Origin of the sequence: Novosphingobium sp. ZW T3_23, from assembly GCF_044987305.1 — a bacterium.
Classification (GTDB): Bacteria; Pseudomonadota; Alphaproteobacteria; order Sphingomonadales; family Sphingomonadaceae; genus Novosphingobium.
In genome coordinates this window covers 39,094-57,734 of the sequence record NZ_JBJDRF010000009.1, presented here as the reverse complement: position 1 = coordinate 57,734, position 18,641 = coordinate 39,094, and the positions used below count along the sequence as shown (strand labels likewise).

General features: G+C 64.3%; 16 protein-coding genes. 5 read left to right on the top strand and 11 right to left on the bottom strand.

Annotated elements, in window-relative coordinates:
* The first annotated feature begins 183 nt into the window (after positions 1–183).
* The 3 genes from nirB to cobA are packed head-to-tail and all read left to right on the top strand — an operon-like array spanning position 184 to position 3,835.
* Entirely contained in the window at positions 184–2,712 is a 2,529-nt protein-coding gene (gene nirB / locus ACI3K3_RS07590; protein ID WP_404913003.1) for a nitrite reductase large subunit NirB, read from the top strand.
* 5 nt (positions 2,713–2,717) lie between these two features.
* Positions 2,718–3,053, top strand: coding sequence for a nitrite reductase small subunit NirD (gene nirD / locus ACI3K3_RS07585; protein WP_404913002.1), 336 nt, complete (start codon positions 2,718–2,720; stop codon positions 3,051–3,053).
* The gene (gene cobA, locus ACI3K3_RS07580) at positions 3,050–3,835 is read left to right on the top strand and encodes a uroporphyrinogen-III C-methyltransferase (protein ID WP_404913001.1); all 786 of its coding nucleotides are present in this window, start codon (positions 3,050–3,052) and stop codon (positions 3,833–3,835) included. Before nirD ends, cobA begins: the two co-directional genes overlap by 4 nt.
* 19 nt (positions 3,836–3,854) lie before the next feature.
* On the opposite strand, the gene ACI3K3_RS07575 is transcribed toward cobA, so the two are convergent.
* Entirely contained in the window at positions 3,855–4,748 is an 894-nt protein-coding gene (locus ACI3K3_RS07575) for a tyrosine-protein phosphatase (RefSeq protein ID WP_404913000.1), read from the bottom strand.
* Between the two features lie 22 nt (positions 4,749–4,770).
* Positions 4,771–7,053 (bottom strand): TonB-dependent receptor, encoded by a 2,283-nt coding sequence (locus ACI3K3_RS07570; RefSeq protein ID WP_404912999.1) that lies wholly within the window; start codon positions 7,051–7,053, stop codon positions 4,771–4,773.
* A 188-nt stretch (positions 7,054–7,241) separates the two neighbouring features.
* Between ACI3K3_RS07570 and ACI3K3_RS07565 the strand changes: the two genes are divergently transcribed.
* The gene (locus ACI3K3_RS07565; protein ID WP_404912998.1) at positions 7,242–8,453 is read left to right on the top strand and encodes a TetR family transcriptional regulator; all 1,212 of its coding nucleotides are present in this window, start codon (positions 7,242–7,244) and stop codon (positions 8,451–8,453) included.
* 74 nt (positions 8,454–8,527) lie between these two features.
* Here ACI3K3_RS07565 and ACI3K3_RS07560 read toward each other — a convergent pair whose 3' ends face one another.
* The 9 genes from ACI3K3_RS07560 to ACI3K3_RS07520 form a co-directional block, all read right to left on the bottom strand.
* Positions 8,528–9,376: a TorF family putative porin gene (locus tag ACI3K3_RS07560; RefSeq protein WP_404912997.1), complete on the bottom strand. Its 849-nt coding sequence runs from the start codon at positions 9,374–9,376 to the stop codon at positions 8,528–8,530.
* Positions 9,377–9,634: 258 nt separating this feature from the next.
* The gene (locus tag ACI3K3_RS07555) at positions 9,635–11,179 is read right to left on the bottom strand and encodes a SulP family inorganic anion transporter (RefSeq protein WP_404912996.1); all 1,545 of its coding nucleotides are present in this window, start codon (positions 11,177–11,179) and stop codon (positions 9,635–9,637) included.
* Positions 11,176–11,865 carry a carbonic anhydrase gene (locus tag ACI3K3_RS07550; RefSeq protein ID WP_404913045.1) on the bottom strand — a complete coding sequence of 230 codons (690 nt, stop codon included), beginning with the start codon at positions 11,863–11,865 and terminating at the stop codon, positions 11,176–11,178. Before ACI3K3_RS07550 ends, ACI3K3_RS07555 begins: the two co-directional genes overlap by 4 nt.
* A 276-nt stretch (positions 11,866–12,141) precedes the next feature.
* Complete coding sequence (locus ACI3K3_RS07545; RefSeq protein ID WP_404912995.1) at positions 12,142–13,467, bottom strand: ATP-binding protein; 1,326 nt, start codon at positions 13,465–13,467, stop codon at positions 12,142–12,144.
* Entirely contained in the window at positions 13,467–14,207 is a 741-nt protein-coding gene (locus tag ACI3K3_RS07540; RefSeq protein WP_313442334.1) for a response regulator transcription factor, read from the bottom strand. Before ACI3K3_RS07540 ends, ACI3K3_RS07545 begins: the two co-directional genes overlap by 1 nt.
* A gap of 397 nt (positions 14,208–14,604) precedes the next feature.
* A complete protein-coding gene (locus tag ACI3K3_RS07535; RefSeq protein WP_404912994.1) occupies positions 14,605–15,672 on the bottom strand; it encodes a cell wall hydrolase in 1,068 nt (355 codons plus the stop codon).
* A gap of 16 nt (positions 15,673–15,688) precedes the next feature.
* The gene (locus ACI3K3_RS07530) at positions 15,689–16,267 is read right to left on the bottom strand and encodes a hypothetical protein (RefSeq protein WP_404912993.1); all 579 of its coding nucleotides are present in this window, start codon (positions 16,265–16,267) and stop codon (positions 15,689–15,691) included.
* Between the two features lie 91 nt (positions 16,268–16,358).
* Entirely contained in the window at positions 16,359–16,586 is a 228-nt protein-coding gene (locus tag ACI3K3_RS07525; RefSeq protein WP_404912992.1) for a response regulator transcription factor, read from the bottom strand.
* A 274-nt stretch (positions 16,587–16,860) separates the two neighbouring features.
* Positions 16,861–17,709 (bottom strand): LuxR C-terminal-related transcriptional regulator, encoded by an 849-nt coding sequence (locus ACI3K3_RS07520; protein ID WP_404912991.1) that lies wholly within the window; start codon positions 17,707–17,709, stop codon positions 16,861–16,863.
* A 151-nt stretch (positions 17,710–17,860) separates the two neighbouring features.
* Between ACI3K3_RS07520 and ACI3K3_RS07515 the strand changes: the two genes are divergently transcribed.
* Entirely contained in the window at positions 17,861–18,586 is a 726-nt protein-coding gene (locus ACI3K3_RS07515) for a hypothetical protein (RefSeq protein ID WP_404912990.1), read from the top strand.
* Positions 18,587–18,641 lie beyond the last annotated feature (55 nt).

The following is an 18,641-nucleotide window of genomic DNA, read 5'->3' as shown; positions in this document are numbered from 1 at the left end:
TTCCGCTTATGGTGCACTGCAAGGGACGATGTTGTCCTTAAAACCATAGCTGATGCGGTCCACTGACGGGCCGCAGAAGCGCGAATGATGGCAAGGCCGCCATCCAGACTTTCGGTTCACGAACCGAGGGTCCGGATGGCGGCCTTTTTCTTTTTCTCCCTTCGTTTTTCTGGAGTCACGGGGATGGAATTTCAGGACGGGATCGAACCGCAGGAAGCTCTGGCGGCCGACTACGAGGATACGCTGATCGCACCTGCCCAGGACGCGCGCGAACATCTGGTGGTGGTCGGCAACGGCATGGCCGGGTGCAGGGCGGTGGAGGAACTGCTGGCACGCGATGCGGGGCGCTACCGCGTCACTATCTTCGGCGCCGAGCCGCATGTGAACTACAACCGCATCATGCTCTCGCCGGTGCTGGCGGGCGAGAAGACCTTCGACCAGATCGTCATCAATACCCGTGAATGGTATGACGATAACGGCATCGAACTGGTCACGTCCGATCCGATCGTTGCCGTCGATCGCGCGGGCAAGACCGTTACGGCGAAGTCGGGCCGGATGGTTGCCTACGACCGGCTGCTGATCGCCACCGGCTCCGATCCCTTCATCATCCCGGTTCCCGGCAAGGATTTGCCCGGCGTCATCTCGTTCCGCGACATGAATGACGTGGACCTCATGTTGGCAGCGGCCGACAAGGGCGGCGATGCGGTGGTGATCGGCGGGGGCCTGCTCGGTCTGGAAGCGGCGCACGGCCTGGCCCTGCGCGGCATGAAGGTCACCGTGATCCACCTGATGCCCACGCTGATGGAGCGCCAGCTCGACGAAGCGGCCGGTTGGCTGCTCAAGTCCGCGCTGGAAGCACGCGGGCAGACGATCCTGACCGGCGCGGACACCGCCGAGATCTACGGCGAGGGCCGGGTCGAAGGCGTGCGGCTCAAGGACGGTCGAGAGATCCCGGCCAGCATCGTGGTCATGGCCGTGGGCATTCGCCCCGCCACGGCGCTGGCGCGCGAGGCGGGCCTGGAGGTGGGACGCGGCATCAAGGTCGACGATCACATGGTCACCAGCGACCCGGCCGTTCTCGCGGTGGGTGAGTGCGTGGAGCATGACGGCAACGTCTACGGCCTCGTCGCACCGCTCTGGGACATGTGCCGCAGCCTGGCCGACGGCCTGACCGACCGGCATAGCGGCTATCGCGGCTCGGTAACGTCCACCAAGCTGAAGGTTGCCGGGCTGGACGTATTCTCGGCGGGCGATTTCTCGGGCGGGGAAGGCTGCGAGGACATCGTGCTGCGCGATGCTTCGCGCGGGGTCTACAAGCGCGTGGTCGTCAAGGACAGCAAGGTCGTCGGGGCCGTGCTCTACGGCGATACGGCGGACGGGAACTGGTACTTCGACTTGCTCAGGAAGGGCGAGGATGTCTCGGATATCCGCGATTTCCTGATCCTGGGCCAGGCCTTCGCCTCCGGTGGTACCGCCGATCCGCTGGCCGCAGTCGCGGCGCTGGCCGACGATGCCGAAGTCTGCGGCTGCAACGGTGTTTCGAAGGGCCAGGTCGTCGCCTCGATCACCGACGGGGCGTGCAGCCTCGATGCCGTTCGCGCCACCTGCAAGGCCTCGGCAAGCTGCGGTTCCTGCACGGGCCTGGTCGAAAGCCTGCTCGCCCTGACTTTGGGCGAGGACGTGAAGTCCGGCCCCAAGACCTTGTGCAAGTGCACCAGCTTCACCCATGACGACGTGCGGCGGGAAATCGTGGCGCAGGAGATGAGGTCGATCCCCGAGGTCATGCAGAAGCTGCACTGGTCCACGCCGGACGGTTGCTCTTCCTGCCGCCCCGCGCTCAACTACTACCTGCTCTGCGCGCTGCCGGGCGAGTACGAGGACGACCAGCAGAGCCGCTTCGTCAATGAGCGCATGCACGCCAATATCCAGAAGGACGGCACTTACTCAGTGGTGCCGCGCATGTGGGGTGGGCTCACCAACCCGCGCGAACTGCGCGCCATCGCCGATGTCGTGGAGAAGTACGACGCGCCGATGGTCAAGGTGACGGGCGGCCAGCGGCTCGACATCTTCGGGATCAAGAAGGAAGACCTGCCCGCCGTCTGGGCCGATCTCAATGCGGCGGGGATGGTCTCGGGCCACGCCTACGGCAAGTCGCTGCGCACGGTGAAGACTTGCGTAGGATCGGAATGGTGCCGCTTCGGAACGCAGGATTCCACCGGCCTCGGCGTGAAGACCGAGCGGATGACCTGGGGCTCGTGGATGCCGCACAAGTTCAAGATCGCGGTCTCGGGCTGCCCGCGCAACTGCGCGGAAGCGACGATCAAGGACTTCGGTATCGTCTGCGTGGACTCCGGCTACGAACTGCACGTCGGCGGCAACGGCGGCATTCATGTCCGCGCCACCGACTTCCTGTGCAAAGTTGCAACCGAGCAGGAAGCGCTCGACTACTGCGCCGCCTTCACCCAGCTTTACCGCGAGGAAGCACGCTATCTGGAGCGCACCGCGCCCTGGATCGAACGCGTGGGCGTGGACTACGTGAAGCAGCGGATCGTCGAGGACGACGCGGGCCGGGAAGCCTTGCGCGCCCGCTTCCTCTATTCGCAGAGCTTCAGCCAGGAAGACCCCTGGGCCGAACGCGCGGCCGGCCATCAGGCCGAACTGCACCAGCACCTCGAACCTCTAGCCCCCCAAGAACTGGCAGCAGCGGAGTAATGCGCATGAACGACTGGATCGACATCGGCACTCTCTCCGACATCCCCCTGCGCGGCGCGCGCACCGTGCAGCTTGAAGGCGAGAAGGAGATCGCCGTCTTCCGTACGGGGGACGACCGGGTCTTCGCTCTCGTCAACGAATGCCCGCACAAAAAGGGCCCGCTGAGCCAGGGGATCGTCCACGGGCACTCGGTAACCTGCCCGCTGCACAACTGGAACATCGCGCTCGCGACCGGCGAGGCACAGGGCGAAGACGAGGGCTGCACGCCGAAGATCGCGGTGAAGCAGGAAGGCGATCGCATTCTGATCGCCCACCCGCAGGCCTTGCAGGTGGCGGCATGAGCGGGGCCTCTCTCATGGCGCCGGGCGAAGTCTGGCTGGTCGGTGCGGGGCCAGGCGATCCGGACCTGCTCACAAGAAAGGCCGAAAAGCTGATCCGAACGGCGGACGTGGTGTTCTTCGATGCCCTTGTCGGCCCCGGTGTGCTGGACCTGATCCCCTCCGGCACGGAGCGGGTGAGCGTGGGCAAGCGCTCGGGGCGACACAGCAAGGCGCAGGGGTCGATCAACGACCTGCTGCTGGAGGCGGCACGCGCCGGCAAGCGGGTCGTGCGCCTGAAGGGCGGAGATCCCTCGATCTTCGGCCGATCCGCCGAAGAGATGGACCACCTGACGGCTGCGGGCGTTGCAGTGCGGATATGTCCCGGCGTGACCACTGCCAGTGCGGCGGCGGCGAGCGGGCTGGCTTCGCTCACCCTGCGCGGCGTGGCGCGGGGCCTCACGCTGGTAACGGCGCATCTCAAGACGGGTGAACCGTTGAAACTGGACTGGGAAACGCTGGCTCGCCCCGGCGGTACGCTGGGCGTCTACATGGGCCGGGCCGCAGCCGGAGAGATCGGCCGTTCGCTGATTGCCGCCGGACGCGATCCCGATACGCCGGTGATGATCGCCGTCAATGTCTCGCTGCCGAACGAGCGTTTGATCCGGGGCAAGCTCTCGGCGCTGGCCTTCCTGGTCGCCACGATCAGCGACGACGATCCGACCTTGCTGCTGATCGGCGAAGCCGTCGAAGCGCGGCCGGAACGCGTGCGCGAAGTCGCGAAAATGGCCGACGCGATCGCGTGATCGCGCCGACCTTTCATGCTCAGTCGAGGTAGAGCGTGCGCAGCTTGGCGATCTGCGGCTTGTCCAGGCCCATCTCATCCTTGAGATAGCCCATGGCGCCGCCGCGATGTGCGTCCAGTGCCTTGAAGGCAGCTTCGATGTAGGCGCGGTCGGCCTTCATGAAGGCGGCCTGCACGGCGGGAGGCAGTGAGAGGAAGGCCTGGCCGGTGGCAGCGCTCGCGCCGGTCTTCGCTTTGGCGAGGGCCGGGGGTAGGTAGGTGTTGGTGAGCAGGTAGTCCTGGATCACCGTCTGGCGCGGCACGCCAAGCGCGGTCAGCAGCAGGGCGGCCGAAACGCCGGTGCGATCCTTCCCCGCCGAGCAGTTGAACGCCAGCGGCGCATTGCCGGCGAGCAACTGACCGAACATGCGCTTGAACTGCGGCGCAAAGGTGGTGAGCATCCTGGGATAGCTGGCGGTCATGATCGACTTCGCCATCTCCGGCGTGATCTTGTCCATGTGCTTGGGCATGAGGCCCACCGACATCCCGTCGTAGTCTTCGGCGAAGATCGCCGGGCCGGTGCCCGCAGCCCAGGGCATGGGCTCGGCCTTGCGCTCGTTGCGATCGCGGTAATCGCAGATCGTCCTGATCCCCCGCTTGTTCAGGTAGCCGAGATCCTGCGCGGTGAGGTCCACCATCGATCCCGAGCGGAACAGCATGCCCCACTTCACGGTGCGGCCGTCGGCAGTGCGATAGCCGCCGAGGTCGCGAAAGTTGCGGCCGCCTTCCAGCGGCAGCAGCCGCTGGTGCGCCGCCTGGGCGGAGGGCGACGTCTGGGCGGAGGGCGACGGGGCGGCTTTCGTCGCCGCGTGGATGGCCGGCTGGGCCAGCAGGCCGAGCGCGAGGAACGCGCCGGCAGAGTAACGCCAGTTCATGGTCTTTTCCCTTTTCGCAGGATCAGTATTTGACGGTTGCCGAGATCCCGACCGTGCGGGGATCGTTGAAGATGCCGTAGTAGCCCAGGGTCGATCCGCCGTTCGCCCTCACGTAAGTATAGGCTTCGTTGAAGAGGTTGCGGCCCCACACCGAAAGCTCCAGCGCAGGCCCGCTGGCCATGCGAATATCGGCAAGGGCGACCCGGCCGTTGACGATGAAGGAAGAGCCCGTCTTCGTCGGATCGCTGGCCATCGAATACTGGCCCGAGCCGTAGTTTCCGTCGACATGGAAGCGCAGCATCGATGGGCCGACCGGCAATTCGTAGTCGATCGCCGCGCTGGCGGCATGGGCCGGGGTGTAGACCACATAGACTTGCGTCAGCTTGTCGCCGTCGAACGGATTGGGCGCGAGCGGCAGGTGGACATCGGTATAGGCGTAGGAGCCGGTAAGCGTCAGGCCCTGGAACGGAGCCACGGTCAGATCGGCTTCGATGCCCTTGATCCGCCCCTTGCCCTCGGCATTGCGGGTTTCGATCGTGGTCCGCGTGGTGTTCAGTACGGGCGCGTTGAAGTCGATCTGCATGTCCTTGTAGGCGGATGTATAGGCCGCGATGTTGAAGCGGACATGGTTATCGAGGAATTCGGTCTTGGCGCCGATTTCGAAAGTGGAAACCGATTCCGGATTGAAGCTGTGGTATTCCTTGGAACGGCTGTTGGCGCCGCCCGCCTTGTAGCCCGTGCTCCACTTTCCGTAGACATGGACATCCTGCGTCACGTCGACGGCGAGGTTCACCATCGGGTCGAGCCGGTTCCATGCATCATCCAGCACGTAAGGCGTATCGACGCCGTTCACCTTGTCGAGCCTGCCGGTCTTGGCGTCGTGCGTGAAGCGGCCGCCTGCGGTCAGGTGGACGATGTCGTTCAGCATCTGCGGGGTCCAGGTGGCCTGGCCGAAGACGCCGATGCTTTCGGTCTTGGCGTGGCTGGCGCGGTCGGGGAAGGGGATGGAGGACGTGGGCTGCGGAAGAATGGTATAGCCGGTTCCGTCCGCGTTCCACTTGTTGGTGTAGGGCGTCCAGGCGTTGTCGTTCACCTTCTCGTTATAGTAGAAGGCACCGGCCACGAAGTTCACCTGCTTCATCGTGCCGATGATCTGAATTTCCTGGCTGTATTGCTTCTGCCAGACGTCCGCGAGGCTGAAGCGGCTGAAATTGGTGTTGCCGCTATAGCCGGGGATGAAGACGCCAAGGTTCGCGGCGCCATTGTCGTTCTGGGTCTGCGTCAGTTCGCGGTAGGAACTGATCGACTTGATCTCCAGCACCGGCGAAACCGTCCAGTCCAGCGTCAGCAAGTGGCCGTGCGTCTTGCCCAGGGCCCAGGGCTGCGGAGAGCCGATATTGGCCACCTTCGCGCGATCCGGCTGCGCCTGGAGCAGGGGGCCGGTGCTCTTGGTCAGGAGCTGGAGATAGTAAGGCGTCGTCTGATCGCGCGAGATGTCGAACGAATAGAGAGCGTTGAAGCTGCTGCTCGGCTCCCAGAGCACGGCGGCATGGGTGCCCTTCTTGTTGTAGGCATTGAAGTCGCGCGCGCTGGCCAGCGGGTTGTCCACCGTACCGCCGCGCGTGGTGATCAGGCCGTCCAGCTTGACCGAGATATTGGCGAAGCTCGGCAGGTCGAGGTGAAGCGAAGCCTCGCGGGAATCGTAGTTGCCAACCCCGACGCTGGCGCGGGCGCCGAATTCGCCGCTGGGCTTCCTGGTGACGATGCTGATGGCGCCGCCTTCGGTGTTGCGGCCGAACAGAGTGCCTTGCGGCCCCTTCAGGACTTCGATCCGCTCGACGTCGTAGAGTGCCGATCCCAGGCCCTGAGCACGCCCCATGAACACGCCGTCGATATAGACGCCGACGCCCTGGTCGCGCGCGGGCTGGTTGGCATCGCCCAGCGTGCCGATGCCGCGCATGCCCACGATCAGCGCGGAGCTGCGCGAGAAGCTGGGCGCGATGCGGAGCGAAGGGATCGAGCCGTCCGCCAGCGATTCCAGCGAGACGACGTGGCGGTTCTGAAGGTCTTCCGAACCCATGACCGCGATCGAGATCGGCGTGGTCTGGAGGTTGGTTTCGCGCTTCTGTGCGCTGACCACGATATCGCCGAGGCCCGGGCCGGCTTCGACGGCAGCGCTTTCCGCTGCCGCATCGGGGCTATCAGCCGCCTCTGTAGCGGCATGGGCAGCGCCTGCCAGAAGCGCACCAAGCGCGGAGCCGGCCAAGGCTATGGAACGATATGAAACGAAGTTGCGAACGGACATGAAACTCGACCCTCATGAAACTGACGGGCCGTCCGCTAGAACGCCTGTATGTCATCTGTGTTACGTTTGTCCCACAAGGTGACAATGCCGGGATTGGATCGCTTGCGCCGGGTTTTGCGCTTATGGCATTGTCATCAGTTCAGCGGTCGCGCCCGCTTCGGACCATAGGAAAAGGCTTCCGGTGAAACGTGTTGAGTTCTGAAATTAACGGATTTTCATCGCAGGAACGGCTGATTCGAGCGGCGCTCGCCATCTGGGCGAATCAAGGCCATTCAGCCATGTCCGCGCGCCTCATCTCGCGTGACACGGCTCTGCCGACATCCAGCATCTATCATCACTTCGGTTCCATGGAACAGTTGTTGCAATCGGCTCAGGCCCATGCACGCGACGCTGCGCAAGCGTGGTGCGAGGCCAGGATCGCAGAAATCTCCACATGGCCCAGCGGTGGAGGCCCCGAGTCGCTGGCTCGCATGCTGGCGGTCTTCCTGGACGATTGGGTACAGGAGAACCGGGAACTCGCCTTCGCCTGGAATCAGTGCCATCTGCTGGCGCAGCGTGATGCCGCCTATCTCCCGGCGATCGATGCCTGGCGCCAAACCTGGGCGAGGTTCTGGAACGAGGCCTGCTACCGCGCAGGCCTGGCCGAACATGCCGGAGCCACCTCGCACATCTTCGAGGCGACGGGGCAGATGCATCTGATCCGCTGGAACCGAACGATCGACCGGGCGGCACTCGATGAGTTCTGCACCGGCTGGGGCAAGTGGCTGTCCGGCTCGCTCGCCGAGGAAGGTCCATGGAGGCGCCACGCGCGTGAGATCGCTCTGGCTTCCTCGCCCGAACTCTCCGCGCCCAACGGGGTCGCCGCGATGATCGCCGATGCCGCGGCGGATGTCGTCGAGGATCTGGGCATTGCCGCACTGACCCACCGGGCGGTGGCTGCGGGTGCCGGAGTGACCCTGGGCGTCGTCTCCTACAATTATCGCACCAGCGCCGATCTCGTCCGCGCCGCATTCGACGCGATCTATCGCCGGCTCACTGCGCCCATTCTGGATAAACCGGCACATCCCGCCGACCGGGGTGAGATGCTGGCGGCGTGGGCGGACTTCTCTTCGCAGCCGCGCCGTCTGGCAGCCATGGAGGAATTGATCCTGGCGGTCGCGCGTGACCCCGGCTTGCGCGATTTCGGGCCTCAACTGCGGTATCTGCGGGGGCGAAGCAGTAGCTTGCAGCTTGCCCTGCAGCTCGGTCCGGAAGCCCGCATTTCGCCGCTCGATGCCGCCATCTATTCAAGCATGGTTTCAGGCCAGCGCCGCGCGCTGATCGGGCTACCGGAAGCCGACATTCATGCCGGCCTCGATGCCGCGGACGCGCTGGTTGCGAGGCTACGCAAAACAGACTGACGTCTGGCCAGAATGACGCGGGGGATGACGCCCGCAACGGCCAGGCCGCAGCAGGCATCATCCCGTGGCAAGGATCAGAAGCTGGCGCCGACCGAGAAGAGCACGGTCGATCCGGCGATCTGCGAGCCGTTCTTCGTCGAGGAGAAGTTAGGCTGCAGGTAAGCGCTTTGCGACTTCGAGATATCGGTGTCGACATAGGCGACGCCCAGCGTGACCGGACCGAGGGCGAGATCGGCGCCCAGCATCCAGTCCAGATATTCGCCGGTTGGGGCGACGCTGGTGCCGTTCGGTCCGAGACCCGAGTTGCCGTTGGAGTAGCCGAAGTGCGCCTTGACCGTCAGCGGCGTGTCGGGGATCGCGGCGTTGCCGTCCGCCCAGAGATAGAGGTTGTCGGTTTCCTTGCCGAAGTTGCCGATGCCGGCGGCATAGTCGGCGCCGCTTGCATAGACCTTGCCCAGAGCCTGCTGCTTCGGCGCGTAAGCCACGCCGACGAGCAGGTTGGCAGGGCCGACCGTGCCGGAAAGCTTGACGTAAGGCTCGGCGAAATCGGTGTCCGAAGCGCCGCCCGGATACATGTACCAGGTCAGGCCGACGTCAAGCTTCACGCCGCTGGTGATTTCGGTGGCATAGCCGCCGACGAGGTCCAGTTCCATGTTCGAGCCGCCGAAAGTTCCCCAGCCCGAAAGGTTCGAGGCCCAGGTGCCGACATAGAGCCCGGTGGCGTGGGAAACGGTGATGCCGCCCTGAACGGCCATTTCCTTGTCGGTCTGGGAGACGCCGCGGAAGCGGTAGTCGGAAACGAGCCCTACAGTGCCCGATACCGTGATCTCGCTCGGGACCTCTTCCTGGGCCATTGCCGGAGCAGAGAAAACAATACCGGACGCGGCGAGGCCAAGCAGGCCTGCGGCAAGACGGATCTTCATATGGAACGCCCTCATGTTGTTGTCGCGTTCCATCCTGCGGCCTGCAGCCGAGCCCTACATACATGGCGGGCCCGTTTCGTGCAGACGAGGTAATTTCTAGTGGCTCCCGTTCCTCAATGCAAGTCAAGATCGTTGCGGAACGGTTTTCCGAAGGCGCGGCGGGGAGGGGGCAAAAAGAAACCGGGCGGTGCAGAGACCGCCCGGTGAAGGGTGACACGAAGGCGAAAGCGTCCGTGCGTTACGAGAGTTCGAACTTCGTCAGGCAGCCACGGGCAGCGGCCGCAGGATCGGCTCAGGGCCGGTCACGCGATCCGCATGGCCGCTCTGGCGGCGCCGGTTGATCCACTCGCTGATGGTTTCGGCGGTGGTGTGGTCCATTACCTTGAGTTGGCCCAGGTCGAGGTGAACCGGACGACCATGCGGCACCTTTTCCAGCACCTTGTTGAGGCGGGTAAGACCAAGGAAGGTCGCACCGCCGCCGAGAGCAAGGCGGGTTGCTTCGTCGGTCTCATGCTCTTCCACCTTCAGCTTCAGGTTGCGGAAGTGCGGAGCGAGTTCCAGCACGGTGAGTGCCAGTCCCACCAGGACGCCGGTCAGCAGGTCGGTGGTGACGACGAGGACGAAAGTCACCGCCCAGATCACTGCCGGGAACGCGCCGTAGTTGTGGAACAGATGACGGACGTGGCTCAGGCTGACGAGGCGCCAGCCGGTTACGACCAGCACGCCGCCCAGCGCTGCCATCGGCACTTCACGCAGGAGCCAGGGCAGCAGCGCGATGAAGGCCAGGATCCACGCACCGTGGAGGATCGTCGACAGGCGCGTGCGGGCACCGGCCTGCACGTTGGCCGAACTGCGCACGATCACGCCGGTCATCGGCAGGGCGCCGAACAGGCCGCAGAGCAGGTTGCCGATGCCCTGTGCGCGCAGTTCCTTGTCGTACTTGGTGCGAACGCCATCATGCATGCGATCGACGGCCGCCGCCGAAAGCAGCGTTTCGGCGCTGGCGATGAAGGCGATCGCGAGAGCCGCGACGATCAGCGCAGGATTGCCGAGCGGCGAGAACCAGCTGGTGGTGGTCGGCAGGGTGAAAGCGGCACCGATCGATTCCGGCACGGCAATGCGGGCCACGTCGAGACCCATGGTCCAGGCCACCGCCGTTGCGGCGACGACGCCGAGCAGAGCGCCGGGAACGAGGCCCATGCTCTTGGGACGGACCTTCTCCCAGCCGAGCATCACCGCCATGGTGAGCACGCCCAGCATCAGGGCCAGTTCGGTGGACGCCACGTTGCCGGGGTCGAGGCCGAGGATACGCGCGGGCATCATCGCCATGTTTTCGAGCCCGCTGGACATCGGCTTCTGGTCGAAGAGGATGTGGAACTGGCCGATCACGATCAGCGCGCCGATGCCGGCCAGCATGCCGTGGACCACGGCGGGACTGATGGCGCGGAACAGGCCGCCAAGGCGCAGCGCGCCCGCGACAAGCTGGAAAACACCCGCGAGCAGCAGGACCGGACCAAGCGCTTCGAGGCCATGCTCGCGCACGAATTCGAAGACGATGACGGCGAGGCCGGCCGCCGGCCCGCTCACCTGAAGCGGCGAGCCTGCCAGAAGTCCGACGACCAAGCCGCCGATGATGCCGGTGACGAGGCCCTTTTCAGGGGGCACGCCCGAGGCGATGGCGATGCCCATGCAGAGGGGCATCGCGACCAGGAAGACCACGATGGACGCGGTGAAGTCCCGGCCGAAGTGGGCGAAAGGCCCGCTCCGGGTTGCCTCTGGGGAGGTTGCGGTGGCGGTCGTCATTCTGCTGCCTCTGCAAATTCGGTGGCGAAGCGGGCCTTGGCGGCAAGCGCGACCGGAAGGGGAGCGTCTTCACGCAAGGGCACGAACTGGCCGGTTTCACCGTCAAGTCCGAGCACCTGCCCGGCATGGATATCGACGAACCAGCCGTGAAGGGTCATTTGCCCGCGTGCGATCGCCGCCGCTACCGAAGGATGCGTGCGCAGGTGGCTGATCTGGGCGATGATGTTCTCCAGCGTGATCGCGCGAACGCGGTCGTTGCCCTTAAGGTCGCCGTGGCAGGTGCTGACGATATGCTCGGCGGCGGCGCCGTGCTTCAGCCAGGCGGCCACGTTCGGCATCGCTTCGAGGCCGGTGGGATCGGCCAGCGCTTTCATCGCGCCGCAGCCGGAATGGCCACTAACGATGATGTCGCGCACGCCGAGGGCGGCCACTGCGTACTCCACGGTGGAGGTGACGCCTCCGTTCTGAGTCGCATAGGGCGGCACCATGTTGCCGGCGTTGCGGCATACGAAGAGGTCGCCGGGCTGGGCCTGCATGATCTGCTCCGGCACGATGCGGGAATCGGCGCAGGAGATCATCAGGGCCTTGGGCTCCTGACCTTCGTTGGCGAGTTTGCCGAACAGTTCGCTGCTGGCGGGAAAGATGGTCTTCTCGAAATGGAAGACCCGGCCGATCAGTTCATTCACTCTCGTCACCTTTCGTGATCCAGGTGCTCCGCGCTCTCCGGAGGGGTGGGGGACGGGGCGCGGAGCTTGTGACGAAAATTACGAGCCGCTGTTTTCGGCAGTCGTGCGCATTTGTCAGGAAATGTTGCTGCGACGCAGCGTAGTAATCAACGATTGCAGGGGAAACCCGCAGTGCAGCGGGGTTTTGCCTTGTTCCATGCCGCATGTCCCGCTATTGCGGAACTATAACAGAGACATAAAGCAAAGTGTCTGCCGTGCTGCAAAGCAGCACGTGGTCTACCGCATTGCGACAGGCAGCCTGATCGTTGCGCGTAGTCCGCCTTCCGGCCGATTTCTCAGGTCCAGCGTGCCGCCTTCCAGACGCACTGCCTTGCGTACGATCGGCAGGCCCAGGCCCATGCCGGCCGTGTCCCGCGCACGTGCGGTATCGAGACGGACGAAGGGCTGGAGCGCGTCGGTGATTCGGTCTTCTGGGATCCCGGGCCCATCGTCATCGATGGTGATCTCTGCGGCGCCGCCGTCCCGGCGCAGGGTGACGCGAACGTTGCCGCCATAATGAAGCGCGTTTTCTATGAGGTTCGACAAGGCACGCCGAATCGACACCGGCCGCGCCATGATCTCGAGGCTGGACAGGCCCGCATAGGTGGCGTCGGCGCCGCGGTCCGCTGCGGTGTCGACAAGGGTTTCCGCCATGATGGCAAGATCGATCCGCTCGGCTGGGATCTGTGTGCCGCCGGTCTCGACGTAAGCCTGGATCGAGTCCAGCAGCATGCGCATTTCGTCGATGTCATGGTTGATGCCGTCGCGGACGATGGGATCGACCTCGCCATCGTCCAACCGCAGGCGCATGCGGGCAAGCGGCGTCTTGAGGTCGTGCCCGATCGCAAGCATCGTGTGGGTGCGATCGACCAGGGACTGGTGGATGCGTTCCTGCATCTCGTTCATCGCGCGGATCAGTTCGCGCATCTCGTCCGGCCCTCGTTCCGGGACGAGCCTTGGCGGCCCGGCGCCGAAATTCCGGGTGGCGCGGATCAGCGAGCGGAGGGGGTTCAACGCGGCACGAAGCAGCAGCCATGCCAACGAGATCAACAGCAGGGTCGGCAGCACCAGGCTGGCGAACCTGCCGATGCTGAGCTTCCAGGCGGAGCGCGCGTGAGTTCGGAAATCCAGGAATGCGCCGTCCGACAGGCGAAGCGAGCCGCCGATATTGCCTTCTCGCGGGATCGATTCCAGGTGAAGTTCGAGATCGCTATGCGCCAGCTCGGGCGCCATCTCCAACACCTGGGTTCGCAGGTTCGCCAGGCTCAGCGATCCGCGATAGCGGCGGCCCGGCTCGATCAGCCGCAAGGAGAACTGCGACGTGCTGAGCGCGGAGGTGACGACCTGCCGATCCTCTTTACCGGCGTGTTCAATGGCGCGGCTTGCCAGCACCAGGTTTTCTGCGATCCGCTGGGCGTCGTCCCGGCGCAATTCGAACGTGTTGGCACGTTCGAACAGCACCGTGTTGCAGATCACGTCTATGACGAAGACCAGCAGAAGGACGGCAATCAACCGCTCGGGCAGGCCGAAGCGCCGGAACAGGCGGAACCGGCGCAAGGACATCAGGCGCGCGTAACCTCTGCCTTGAACATGTACCCGACGCCGCGAACGGTGACGATCGGCGACTCTCCACCCTCAGCCTGAAGCTTACGACGCAGGCGGCTGACGAGAACGTCCACGCTGCGATCGGAACTGTCGCCCAGACGCGAACGCGAGAGTTCGATCAGGCGCTCACGGCCGAGAACGCGCTGCGGATAGGCCAGGAACGTGGCCAGCAGGTCGAACTCCGCGCCGGTCAGATCGACCATGGCGCCGGTGGGCGAACGCAGCTCGCGGCGCGCCATGGAGAGGTTCCAGCCTTCGAAGTGGATGGATTCCGGCGTGCGCCCATCGGCCACGGTGTCGCTGCCGGTGAATTCGGCGGCGGCGGGATTGTTACCGCCCCGGCGCAGGACGGCGCTGACACGGGCGGCGAGTTCGCGGGTGCTGAAAGGCTTGGCGAGGTAATCGTCCGCGCCCAGTTCCAGCCCCAGCACGCGGTCTTCCTCGCTGCCACGAGCGCTGATGAAGATCACTGGAATGTCGCATTCGCGGCGCAGACGGCGGAACAGGTCGAAACCGCTGGTGCCGGGCAGCATGATGTCGAGAACGACGAGGCTGACCGGTCCTTCGCGCAGAGTCACCCACATTTCGGCGCCGGTGGCCGCAGTCAGGACGTTGAAGCCGCTTTGCCGAAGGGCGCGGGCCGTCAGGGTGCGCAGAGGACCATCGTCCTCCACCAGCAGGATCGTCGGCGTGGGCATCGGGCCTTCATCGAGATGGCGATATATGGGGGCTGTGGTAATGTTCATTGTCTCTCATGCACAGATGTAGGTTTTCAGGCGCGCCATGGCAAACGACACCTGCAAATTATCGGTTCGGCAGGTGCTTTCCCGACTACGGATAGGAAGCGCAGGGAAAGCGCGTGCCTTCACCGGCGATCGAGGGAGGCAGGTTCCGTGACACGGATGCAATTTGCGCCATCGGGCGCCAGAACCGCAACGATTGCGGAGCGGGGGGATGTCATGGATCAGGTCTCCGTATAAGCGGAGCCGAATCTGAGGATCATTGGTGTCTTGCTTCGTGCAGAAATGTTACGAAATGTTTCTGAAGAGGAATTGAGGCATGGCTGCATTGGCATGACCTGATCCGTGTGTCGGACTAAGACCCTCGCAAGAGACATTGCCCGGACATGCTTCGTCCGAATTCCTCGCAGTTCCAGAGTGCGCGATCCGGAGTTCCGGGACGTCGCACGAATGTGAAGGATATCGCATCCACCGAGGCCCCCGGCAGCGGCAACGCACCGGCTTTTCGCGAGGGATCAGTCCAACCGATGAAGCGGCATTCCTCCAGTCCGGCACAGCGCTTTTCGGCCAGGTCGCGAAACGCTTCCGGGCTGGTGGCAGGCAGCGTGGCCAAGATCACGCCGACTTCGGTCGACGGCACGAGGCGCGGGGGCGCCGGGTTTTCCCTTAGCATCATCGGCAGTGCACCTTTCGGCCCCGGTGCGTCACCACCATGGACGGTGGAAAGGCGGGACATGACGGGTATGCGCGGTTCTTCGCCCATGTAGCGTTGTACGAATGCTGCCGGGCTCCCGACGGCTCCGCGCCAGCGAAAGAACAGATGGCTGTTCACCATGGCGAGTTTGTCCATCGCGCGGTCCCAGGAAGGGGTGACCCAGTCGGTATGGTAGTGCGTTGCCAGGCCGACGCCGGTCTCCACCCGGCCGAGCAGCATTTCCATCGCCGTCTCGCGGGCCCGGCGCCAATCCTGCGCCGAGGGGGCACGGCGAGCCAGCGAACCGTCGCATGTGAAGGTGAACTGGCAACCGGTCGCTCGTTCGGACCCCGCGAAGACCACGCCGCAGACGGTCGCGGGAAAAGCGGCATGACGCACGCGATTGAGCACGACCTGGGCCACGGCGCGCTGGTCGGCCGCCTCGGGGCCTGCTTCATAGTAGCCGGCGGCGGCAAGGCAGTCGGCTGCGCGGGCGCGATCGTCGGGGCTCGCAACGAAGCGAAAGGGCTGGGCCGCAACCACCAGTCCCTGGGCGAGGGGGGCGGCAGCATTGATCGTCCGCGCCAAGGCCGGGCCGATGGCGCCGTTGTCTGCGGTGTCCTGCGCCATGACCGTTCGCGGCAGACGGTTGTTGCCCAACCCCGGCGCATGATCGGTGGGAACCCAGGCCATCATCGCGCCAAGCAGGACTGCAGCCGAACGCATCATGCCCGCGCCCCGAAGGTCATGTGTTCTGATTGGCGGCCGCCGGATGCGCGCCTTCGACGAAACGGATGCCGTCTTCGGGACATGGGCTATGACGGTGAAGGGCCGTGCCCGCGCCGAAACAGCGGGTGGCGCGAAGTAGCGTATCCTCCACCACCATGATCTCCTCCGGCATGGCGTGACTGATGAAATGGACCGGACTTGCCGTGAGACCGTAGGCGCCGCTGTGATGGACCGCGATCAGGTCTCCTTCGTCGATCGGCGGCAGGACGATGCCGCTCGCCAGGCGATCTATCGAGGTGCAGAGCGGCCCCACGATGTCCACCGGCTCGGGTTCGGACGCCTCGGCAGCCCTTTCGGTGCCGACCTTGTGCATCCGGTAGTTGCGGCGCACCACCATGCCGAAATGTCCGGAGGCCGGAAGGTGGTTGTTCATGCCGCCATCGCAGATCGCGATACGCTTTCCGCGCGACAGCTTGGTGGAAACCACGCGCGTCACTAGATAGCCCGCCTCGGAAACGAGGTAGCGCCCGAGTTCGAGCACCATGCGCGTATGCGCGAAACGGCCGCGAGCCAGCGCTATGAGCCGAACGCGCATGGCAAGCCGCTTCTCTGGAACCTGCCCGAAGCCCGATGCATCCGGATGGATCGGTCTGATCAGGGCAATCGGCTTGCGGGTGCAAGCCCTGTTATCGCTGGAGTTCAAGCAGCCCTTCGCGCATGACATGGGCGATCATGTGGGCCCGGTTGCGGGTCCTGGTCTTGAGGCGGACGTTTTCGACGTGGCGTTCCACCGTGCACGGCGCGATTTTGAGTTCTATCGCCGTTTCCTTTGCCGACCGTCCCATGGCCACGAAGCGTAATACATCCAATTCCCGAGCTGTAAGTTGCACAGACTCATTGTCAAATCGGTACATGAAATTCCCCCTACATTTCGATGATGTTATTCGCCCCCCCTACCTTCCGTTGAGACTTTTACCGAGCCTCATCCGCAAATGTTACATTGAGGAGGCATTGAGTCACGCTATATTTTGGCGTGGAGGGAGAGCCGTTTGGATTTCGATCCGCTTCATGCGCAGTCGCATGGGCGGCGTGACTATCCCGATTCGACCGGCCGTTCTTTGGGGTAACTCAGGAGGGTTATGTTCATAGGTGAACATAACGGCACGAAGATAGCGGCCGAAGTTAAGTTCAGGGCCGGGCGTGTTCGGCGTCATGCGCAGGTTTGCCGGCCGCCACCGCTGTGATGCGGCGGCCGCAGAGCACCCCTGCCGGGCCATCGCTCCCCAATTCGCGCGCAAGCACCGCCGCCTGGGTCCGGTTGCTGACCGAAAGCTTCTTCAGCAACGATTTCACCGTGGCCTTCACCGCCGACTCACTGATGCCGATGTCGCGCGAGATGGTCTTGTTGGGAAGGCCCCGTTCGAGAGCGCCCAGAACATCCCATTCCCGATCGCTGAGGTCGAAGCCGTTTCTTGCACGATGCTGCGCGGGAACTTCGGTGATCAGCAGCAGGTTGTCGAGCAGCCCGATGATCTCGGGCGGCGCGACCTTCTGGCCGACGGCCACCATCTGCATCATCGCGACGAGCGACTGATACGGCACCTGGTCGAGAAAATAGGCATAGGCCCCGGCCGCATAGATCGACGCCATTTCCGTGAATTCGAAAGAGGACACAAGCGCAACGACGCGTGCAGCCGGAAAGCGATCGAGTATCCCGGCGACCACGGTGGCCCCTTCGCTTCCCAGCAGCGAGCCGTCCACCACGATAACATGTCCGGAGTCGGTCTGGCTGCGCTCTTCGATGGGCTGGTTATTCCGCGCCCGATCGCCTGGTTCGCGGGGGGCCAGATTGGCCAGGTCGTCGACCGATTCCATGAGGTCGAAGCCGGAATCGGACAGGATTCGGCGGACGCCCTCTCGTATCAGCGAATTGCGGATGGCGACTGATACTACCGTTGTCATGATCGTTCGCAGGCCTCTCTGTTTCGCCGCATCTCGCGAGATGGCATGAGGTCCGAGAAGATCCGTTCCGCCCAACAGAACCCGGAAAAATGCAGATGGTGTCTCAGGCAAATTTGTCCGCACCCACCCTAGGGCAGAACGTGCAAGTTTTACACTTCCCACTTTGGGTGAGGGTGATTTCCACCATGGAGATTGCCGTCCGCGAAAGGCGCGATAGATATCGGCAATGCGGACCGGACTTTTCATCGCAGGCTGCCTTGCCCTCACCATGCCCTCGATCGCGCCCGCTGCCCAGGAGGGCGATGCCCATGCGAGCAGCGAGGCCGCGCCCGATCCCGCATTCGTTGGTCACTATTACCTTTCCGGAATAATGGAGACCGGGTCCGAACTCCTCCTGCGCGCGGATGGCAGCTTCGAGTGGTACATCTCTTATGGCGCGCTGGATCAGTTCTCCCACGGGCGCTGGCATCGCGAGGGCGAAACTATCGTGCTGGCGGCAAGCTTGCCGTCGAAGGACAAGCCGCTTTTCAGCTATCTCGACACGCGTCCCTTGTCGGCGGAGGCCGTCGGCGCTGCGACGCAGGGGCCGGACGGGCGGCCTGGAGGACTGGCCGTGCAGGTGCTCGACCCGCAATCGGGAGGCTCCGCTCACGGGGTGAAGGTCGCCATGCATTTCGCCGATGGCAGCCAGGCCGAGGTAACGACGACCGGGAGTGGCCCCACCGTGGTCGCAGACGTTCCCGATGCGGAGCTTGTGTCCGTGCGGCTCAGCGCGCCTTATGCTCCCGGACGCGATCTGGATCTTCGCATCCCGCCGGTCCGCTCGGGCGAGGTGCGTTTTTCGATCGATGTCGAACAGTTTACGGCATCGCCCTTCGAACGGATGACCTTGCGGATCGATGGCGATACCTTGCTTCCCGTCGAACTGGGGCGCGGGCGTTACGCGCGTTGAAGCATTAGGCCCGGGAACTTGTCTCGCCTGGAGGCGATATCCATCGCAGTCCGTT

Coding starts and splice junctions, on each gene's coding strand:
- ACI3K3_RS07560 (WP_404912997.1), bottom strand. CDS start 9,376: ATGAAGATCCGTCTTGCCGCAGGCCTGCTTGGCCTCGCCGCGTCCGGT.
- nirD (WP_404913002.1), top strand. CDS start 2,718: ATGAACGACTGGATCGACATCGGCACTCTCTCCGACATCCCCCTGCGC.
- nirB (WP_404913003.1), top strand. CDS start 184: ATGGAATTTCAGGACGGGATCGAACCGCAGGAAGCTCTGGCGGCCGAC.
- ACI3K3_RS07525 (WP_404912992.1), bottom strand. CDS start 16,586: ATGTACCGATTTGACAATGAGTCTGTGCAACTTACAGCTCGGGAATTG.
- ACI3K3_RS07515 (WP_404912990.1), top strand. CDS start 17,861: ATGCGGACCGGACTTTTCATCGCAGGCTGCCTTGCCCTCACCATGCCC.
- ACI3K3_RS07535 (WP_404912994.1), bottom strand. CDS start 15,672: ATGATGCGTTCGGCTGCAGTCCTGCTTGGCGCGATGATGGCCTGGGTT.
- ACI3K3_RS07570 (WP_404912999.1), bottom strand. CDS start 7,053: ATGTCCGTTCGCAACTTCGTTTCATATCGTTCCATAGCCTTGGCCGGC.
- ACI3K3_RS07545 (WP_404912995.1), bottom strand. CDS start 13,467: ATGTCCTTGCGCCGGTTCCGCCTGTTCCGGCGCTTCGGCCTGCCCGAG.
- cobA (WP_404913001.1), top strand. CDS start 3,050: ATGAGCGGGGCCTCTCTCATGGCGCCGGGCGAAGTCTGGCTGGTCGGT.
- ACI3K3_RS07555 (WP_404912996.1), bottom strand. CDS start 11,179: ATGACGACCGCCACCGCAACCTCCCCAGAGGCAACCCGGAGCGGGCCT.
- ACI3K3_RS07540 (WP_313442334.1), bottom strand. CDS start 14,207: ATGCCCACGCCGACGATCCTGCTGGTGGAGGACGATGGTCCTCTGCGC.
- ACI3K3_RS07575 (WP_404913000.1), bottom strand. CDS start 4,748: ATGAACTGGCGTTACTCTGCCGGCGCGTTCCTCGCGCTCGGCCTGCTG.
- ACI3K3_RS07530 (WP_404912993.1), bottom strand. CDS start 16,267: ATGCGCGTTCGGCTCATAGCGCTGGCTCGCGGCCGTTTCGCGCATACG.